This window comes from Pectobacterium sp. IFB5596, from assembly GCF_021432585.1.
GTDB lineage: Bacteria > Pseudomonadota > Gammaproteobacteria > Enterobacterales > Enterobacteriaceae > Pectobacterium > Pectobacterium punjabense.
In genome coordinates, this window is record NZ_LXFY01000025.1 from 1 (window position 1) to 6,691 (window position 6,691).

The window sequence follows — 6,691 nt, forward strand, 5'->3', positions numbered from 1 at the left end:
TGGCACGCTCTGGTTCTGGGATGTAAGAATCCAGGTGCTCTGCCAGTTCGATGATTTTTGCTTCCCACTCAGCTTCGCCTTCCAGCGCTTTCAGAGCAGAACCACGAACCACTGGGGTGTCGTCGCCTGGGAAGTCGTACTGAGACAGCAGCTCACGCACTTCCATCTCAACCAGTTCCAGCAGCTCTTCGTCATCAACCATGTCACATTTATTCAGGAACACGATGATGAAAGGAACGCCAACCTGACGACCCAGCAGGATGTGCTCACGGGTCTGAGGCATTGGGCCGTCAGTCGCAGCAACAACCAGGATCGCACCGTCCATCTGGGCAGCACCGGTGATCATGTTTTTCACATAGTCGGCGTGTCCTGGGCAGTCAACGTGCGCGTAGTGACGAGACGGGGTATCGTATTCAACGTGAGACGTGTTGATGGTGATACCACGTGCTTTTTCTTCTGGTGCGTTATCGATCTGGTCGAATGCACGTGCGTTACCACCGTAGGTTTTAGCCAGAACGGTAGTGATTGCAGCGGTCAGCGTTGTTTTACCATGGTCAACGTGGCCGATAGTACCGACGTTAACGTGCGGTTTTGTACGTTCAAATTTTTCTTTAGACATCGATTGTCCCTCTAAGACACGGATAAATCGGTGGTATCACCACATCAACCAAGCGATAGCTTGCTGAATTTATTCACAGAAAGAAAATCAGGAGGAGGAAAAGGAAGTGGTGCTGATAGGCAGATTCGAACTGCCGACCTCACCCTTACCAAGGGTGCGCTCTACCAACTGAGCTATATCAGCACATCTTGGAGCGGGCAGTGGGAATCGAACCCACATCATCAGCTTGGAAGGCTGAGGTAATAGCCATTATACGATGCCCGCATCCTGGAACTCGGCTACCTAATTTTTCTGTAGATTTTGAAATTGGGGAATAAGGATTTATAGACCCCGCCTTCGTCGATCCGGTTTAGTCTGACTACCGTATCGAATATCCTGTTGCCAGGATTGAATTTGGTGGTGGGGGAAGGATTCGAACCTTCGAAGTCTGTGACGGCAGATTTACAGTCTGCTCCCTTTGGCCGCTCGGGAACCCCACCTGATTGTGTACTTGATGGTGCCGGCTACCGGAATCGAACTGGTGACCTACTGATTACAAGTCAGTTGCTCTACCTACTGAGCTAAGCCGGCTTCAAGTGCTGCGCATTCTAGGTAGACAGAACGCTCGATGCAACAAAAAAATTGCGTAAAATGCGCTATCGCTTAGATTTTATCCAAATAAAGCCATAAATCTAGAGTAAGAGTAATAATTTGCACAAAGAACCACCAAATTCGCCCGGCAAAATGAGGATGTCGTCACCAAACTCACCACCATTTATCTGCCTCACAAATACATTTTTTCCCTTTAGGAGAGCAAACTCCGCATTAACAGATGCTATTTTGTTCGCTTTCCGAAGCGGATAGGCTTGGAATACATTTTGTTTGGCTAGACATCAGTTTCAGTCGAGCGAAAAAATACGATGAAAATAATTCAACTCAATACAGCAACCTAACTCATCTATCCCGAGGAACTGACCAAAGACACCGTAGAAAACGTGCTTCTATTGGATAGCACGTGACGACGAGCGTATCATCGAAAATGCACGTTTAGGGCGGTGTCAAAAAACCAAATGGAAAAACAGAGCTGCAATCCAAAAGTCCTTCGTCCGCAGGAGAGCAAGGAAGGCAGAGGTAAGTCGACTGCTCATGCAGTTCAAAGTACACCTTTCCAACAGAGGGAGTTATTCTATTTAGACACTAAAGCACGTCTCCTGCGGAGGCTTTCTACCGATCTAGGATATCGTCATGCGAGAGAATTCTAGACTATGCTTGCACACCTAGTGTAAGTATCCCGGTAAACCGAACCATTCACTTTTAGAGATCTTCCGACATACTGATTATGTCCCATTGAGGAGATCGCTATGCGCAAAGCCCGATTTACCGAGCACCAGATCATCGCCGTGTTGAAGTCCGTTGAAGCCGGACGTACCGTCAAAGACGTTTGTCGCGAAGCGGGGATATCCGAGGCCTCGTACTACAACTGGAAAGCCAAATTTGGTGGTATGGAAGCGTCTGATATCAAAAAGATGAAAGATCTGGAGGACGAAAACCGGCGGCTGAAACAGATGTTTGCCGATCTGAGTCTGGAGTGCCGTGCACTCAAAGATGTTATTGAAAAAAAGCTTTAAAACCAGCGATAAAGCGTGAGCTCGTCAGTTACCTGACCGCGCAATTTACAATGAGCATCCGCCAGGCATGCAGGACGTTATCGCTGAGCAGGACGGTGTATTTGTACCAGCCCGACACCCGGCGTGATGAGCCGGTCATTCAGGCGCTGACCGACATGGCTGAACGCTATCCGCGATACGGCTTCAAGAAGTTGTTCCAGAAGCTACGCAGGCAGGGTCATGCATGGAATCATAAACGCGTTCATCGTATTTATTGCTTACTGAAACTGAATTTTCGTCGTAAGGGAAAGCAGCGTTTGCCTGTGCGTGACCCCGCACCACTGGTGGCCCCGGAACACCAGAATCAGAGCTGGTCAGTGGATTTTATGCATGATGCACTGGTGTGTGGCAGGCGTTTTCGCACGTTCAACGTGGTGGATGATTTTAATCGTGAAGCGCTGGCGATAGAAATTGACCTGAATATCCCGGCACAACGCGTTGTTCGTGTGTTGGACAGGATAGTGGCAAACCGAGGATATCCGCTAAAGATGCGGATGGATAACGGTCCAGAGCTGGTATCGCTGACGCTGGCGCAATGGGCGGAAGAGCATGGTGTAGCACTGGAATTTATTAAACCGGGTAAGCCAACACAGAATGCCTTTATTGAACGTTTTAACCGGACGTACCGAACAGAAATATTGGATTTTTACTTGTTCAGAACACTGAATGAAGTGAGGGAAATTACAGAGCGCTGGCTGTATGAATATAACAGCGAGCGTCCCCATGAATCGCTGAATAACCTGACGCCGGAAGAATACCGGCTGATGGCTGAAAACCCGGAAATCTCAAAAAGTGTGTGGAACTAAAACGGGTGTGCTTACACTAGTAGCCACTACACACGCGGACTACATCCATTATAAGCGTATCTTTGTTGGGAATGGTTTAGGTAAAGTAAGTGTCGGCTAGCGACCCTCGCTGTACAAACACAAAAGCATCTACCACAGAACCGATTTTCTCTTCTTATTTCTATCAGCAAAGTGTTAACCTGCCCATTATCAAAAATTTATTACACAAGAGAAGGTGCAGCGATCATTGCGTTGGCTAAGCTAACAGCCCGCTTTCCTCGCTAGGCTAGAAGTCCCTTTTCTTACCTGTTAAGCAGGCAGAACACGACTTATGAGCAATAGAGAGCAATCTTTGGCCACGCCATATCTACAATTTAACCGCAGCCAATGGGCCGCCTTGCGCGATTCTGTTCCGTTAACACTGACAGAAGAAGAGATCATTAAGCTAAAAGGGATAAATGAAGATCTTTCATTAGACGAAGTCGCAGAAATTTATCTGCCATTATCTCGCCTACTCAATTTTTATATCAGCTCTAACTTACGTCGTCAGGCTGTACTTGAGCAGTTCTTAGGGACTGATGGCCAAAAAATACCTTATATAATTGGCATTGCAGGTAGTGTTGCAGTAGGAAAAAGCACCACGGCTCGTGTCCTTCAAGCATTATTGAGCCGCTGGCCAGAGCATCGCAGTGTAGAACTAATTACAACCGATGGATTTCTTCATCCAAATAAGGTGCTAAAAGAACGTGATTTAATGAAGAAAAAAGGCTTTCCGCAATCATATGATATGCATAGCCTAGTGAAATTTGTTTCTGATATAAAATCAGGGACGCATCAAGTTACGGCACCAACATATTCTCATCTGACATATGATATTGTTCCTAATAATAATAAAGTGTTGGAACAACCTGATATTTTAATATTGGAAGGCTTAAACGTCTTACAAAGTGGAATGGATTATCCACATGATCCACATAGGGTTTTTGTTTCTGATTTTGTGGATTTTTCTATTTATGTCGATGCACCTGAAACACTGCTTCAAACATGGTATATAAATCGTTTCCTGAAATTCAGGCAAGGTGCATTCTCAAATCCAAATTCATATTTTCATAACTATGCGAAACTGACGAAAGAAGAGTCTGTTGGTATCGCATCTCAATTATGGAAAGAGATTAACGGACTTAATTTAAAAGAAAATATTCTACCCACCAGGGAAAGAGCTAGTCTTATTATGACTAAAAGTGCTAACCATGCCATTGAATCTGTTCGATTAAGAAAATAAATATATAAAAATGGGGCTAGCCCCCATTTTTATGCACCGCGCAGAGAAATTTCACCACCAATATATGGTGTAATCAAACCGTCACTTTCTAATAATAACGCCCCTTGGCGATCTATTCCACGATCCACTCCATGTATTTCACGGTTTCCGATAATCAAACGAACTGAGCGGTTAAAATAATTATCCAATTTTTCCCATCTGGAAATAAATGGTTCAAGGCCCTCGAGTTCAAAGACAACCAAAGAATTTCTTAATTCAGAAATGAGAGTCGAAGCAAGTGTGTTGCGATTAATGCCTATGCCAGCTTCTTGTAAATTTATCCAACCTTGATTAATCGTATCTGGAGTTGGCTCCCTCATTTGTAAATTAATACCAGCTCCAATTACTAAGTTAGCAGCATCACCCGTTTTCCCCGTCAATTCAACAAGAATACCAGCTAACTTTCGATCTTTTAGATATAAATCATTAGGCCATTTGACCCGCACACCATCAGCGCCAAGCTTATGTAGCACTTCAGCCATGACGATGCCGATTACCAGACTGACTCCAACCGCAGCAGCAGGCCCCTGTTCCAGGCGCCAATATAAGGACAAATATAAATTCGCACCAAAGGGTGAAAACCATTGCCGACCACGACGGCCACGACCAGATTGCTGGTATTCAGCAAGGCATGCATCACCGGAGGATAATGTACCTAATCGTTCTAAAATGTACTGATTAGTAGAATCAACGACAGGTAAAACCGTCACTCCACCTTCTGGTAGATGTTTTAGGATGGCTTCTTTATCTAATAGTTGCATTGGTGCCGGTAAAGAATAACCTTTGCCTGTTACAGTGAAAACGTCAATACCCCAGTCACGTATAGTTTGAATATGTTTATTAATAGCGGCTCTGCTCATCCCCATCATTTCACCCAGAACTTCACCGGAATAAAATTCGCCATCAGAGAGAATCTTAATTAATTTAAGGGGAACCGTAATATCTTTCATGATAATACCTCGATAGCATTGACCTCACCATGCGCAGCAATAAAGCGGACTTCAGGTTCCAGCAGTATAGAGAACTTTGCATCAACTTGATTACGGACATAACGAGCTAATTCGACAATGTCTGAGCTTGTTGCATCGCCTTTATTGATGAGAACTAATGCCTGTCGCTCGTGAACAGCTGCGCCACCAAGTTGAAACCCTTTAAGCTTGCACTGGTCGATTAACCATCCAGCGGCCAATTTAACATTGCCGTCAGCTTGTAAATACTGAGGTGCATTTGGATACTCTCGTAGAATAGCTTTAGCATGCTGCTGTGTAACTATAGGGTTTTTGAAGAAGCTGCCTGCATTACCTGTCACTATTGGATCTGGGAGTTTGCTTCGGCGCATATGGCATACAGAATCAAAGACATGCTGCGGCGTGACAGTCTCAGGATTCAGTTTGGCCAAATCACCATAACTCAGTATTGGGTTCCACTCTTTCTTTAAAAAAAACCCTACTGCAGTAATAGCAAACCCAGAACGATATTGATGCTTAAATATGCTTTCACGGTAACCAAATTGGCATGCCTCAGCAGTAAGACGTATCGTTTTATCTTCTTTTAGATCCAATAATTCAACGTAATCACAGACATGTTGTAACTCGACACCATACGCACCAATATTCTGTATTGGTGCAGACCCCACACATCCGGGAATTAACGCTAAATTTTCTAACCCAGCAATGCCACATTTAAGCGTATATTCAACCAATTGATGCCAATTTTCACCAGCACCGACATGAAGGTACCAGCCATCACTTTCTTCGCGAATATCGATACCTTTGAGCCGATTTAACAGAATTGTGCCTAAAAAATCTTCCAGAAAAAGGACATTGCTCCCTTCTCCTAGTAATAAAACTGGTTCTTGAGATTCACTGGCGATGCGCCACCCTTCAATCAATTTATCCTTAGTATCCGCAATCGTAATTGAAGATGCAGAAACAGGTAATGAGAAAGAGTTATGAGACTTCAATGAAATAACGCTTGGCGCCATGATAGAAATACCGACTAATTTAGATATCACATAGTCTACCTGATCTACGTAAGATACCGGCGGCCTTTTACCAACCGAAAGGTGTAAATCCTCTAAATTCCCATAGCAAAAAGCCCTCGTCTTTCGACGAGGGCTTTCCACTTGTTTGATGCCTGGCAGTTCCCTACTCTCACATGGGGAAGCCCCACACTACCATCGGCGCTACGGCGTTTCACTTCTGAGTTCGGCATGGGGTCAGGTGGGACCACCGCGCTATCGCCGCCAGGCAAATTCTGTTTCATTCCAACCGTTATGCTCTACTTTCTTTATATCGCACAACCATCAGAACCAATCTTC

Annotated in this window: 5 protein-coding genes, 4 tRNA genes and 1 rRNA gene; 2 read left to right on the forward strand and 8 right to left on the reverse strand. The window is 44.8% G+C overall.

Features of this window, described 5'->3' with window-relative positions:
- From A6301_RS16130 to A6301_RS16150, 5 genes are all read right to left on the reverse strand, one after another.
- The coding region (locus A6301_RS16130; RefSeq protein ID WP_039529801.1) for a GTP-binding protein at positions 1-619 on the reverse strand (619 nt) is incomplete at its 3' end.
- A 107-nt stretch (positions 620-726) separates the two neighbouring features.
- Positions 727-802 (reverse strand) — tRNA-Thr (locus A6301_RS16135).
- Between the two features lie 6 nt (positions 803-808).
- A tRNA-Gly gene (locus tag A6301_RS16140) sits at positions 809-883 on the reverse strand.
- Positions 884-1,013: 130 nt separating this feature from the next.
- Positions 1,014-1,098 (reverse strand) — tRNA-Tyr (locus A6301_RS16145).
- 15 nt (positions 1,099-1,113) lie between these two features.
- Positions 1,114-1,189: transfer RNA gene (locus A6301_RS16150), tRNA-Thr, on the reverse strand.
- A gap of 770 nt (positions 1,190-1,959) precedes the next feature.
- Here A6301_RS16150 and A6301_RS16155 point away from each other — a divergent pair.
- Positions 1,960-3,071 (forward strand): IS3 family transposase gene (locus tag A6301_RS16155; RefSeq protein WP_234258258.1). Its coding sequence is split into 2 segments (ribosomal slippage): positions 1,960-2,221 and positions 2,221-3,071, totalling 1,113 coding nucleotides; the frame shifts between segments, so codons are not numbered across the junction.
- A 310-nt stretch (positions 3,072-3,381) separates the two neighbouring features.
- A complete protein-coding gene (gene coaA, locus A6301_RS16160; protein WP_234258259.1) occupies positions 3,382-4,332 on the forward strand; it encodes a type I pantothenate kinase in 951 nt (316 codons plus the stop codon).
- 29 nt (positions 4,333-4,361) lie between these two features.
- Here the strand turns inward: coaA and birA are convergent, their stop codons facing one another.
- The 3 genes from birA to rrf all read right to left on the reverse strand — a co-directional run bounded on the left by birA (position 4,362) and on the right by rrf (position 6,621).
- Positions 4,362-5,321: a bifunctional biotin--[acetyl-CoA-carboxylase] ligase/biotin operon repressor BirA gene (gene birA / locus A6301_RS16165; RefSeq protein WP_234258260.1), complete on the reverse strand. Its 960-nt coding sequence runs from the start codon at positions 5,319-5,321 to the stop codon at positions 4,362-4,364.
- Positions 5,318-6,355, reverse strand: a complete 1,038-nt coding sequence (murB, locus tag A6301_RS16170) for a UDP-N-acetylmuramate dehydrogenase (RefSeq protein ID WP_234258261.1) — start codon at positions 6,353-6,355, stop codon at positions 5,318-5,320. The genes birA and murB overlap by 4 nt, the downstream gene beginning before the upstream one ends.
- A gap of 150 nt (positions 6,356-6,505) precedes the next feature.
- Positions 6,506-6,621, reverse strand: a 5S ribosomal RNA gene (gene rrf / locus A6301_RS16175).
- Between the last annotated feature and the right edge of the window lie 70 nt (positions 6,622-6,691).